Annotated in this window: 1 tRNA gene; it reads left to right on the top strand. The window is 50.8% G+C overall.

From position 1 onward, the window contains the following. Nucleotides 1-158 precede the first annotated feature (158 nt). A tRNA-Pro gene (locus K0H47_RS00455) sits at nt 159-235 on the top strand. Nucleotides 236-240: the final 5 nt, after the last annotated feature.

Raw genomic sequence — 240 nt, 5'->3', positions numbered from 1 at the left:
CAGTTGGTAGAGCAGTTGGCTTTTAACCAATTGGTCGTAGGTTCGAATCCCACACGACCCACCATTTTTGAGACCAGTTAACGCTGGAATCGAATCTTAAGATCAGAGGCCAAAAGCGCTGATCGAAGAAGGCGACTGAGAGGTCGCCTTTTTTTTACCGGGGTATAGCGCAGTCCGGTAGCGCGCCTGCTTTGGGAGCAGGATGTCAGGAGTTCGAATCCCCTTACCCCGACCATATTT

The organism is Pseudomonas sp. Xaverov 83, assembly GCF_019352905.1.
GTDB classification, from domain to species: Bacteria; Pseudomonadota; Gammaproteobacteria; order Pseudomonadales; family Pseudomonadaceae; genus Aquipseudomonas; species Aquipseudomonas yamanorum.
The sequence above is the reverse complement of the archived record's forward strand: the minus strand, read 5'-3'. Positions and strand labels throughout refer to the sequence as shown.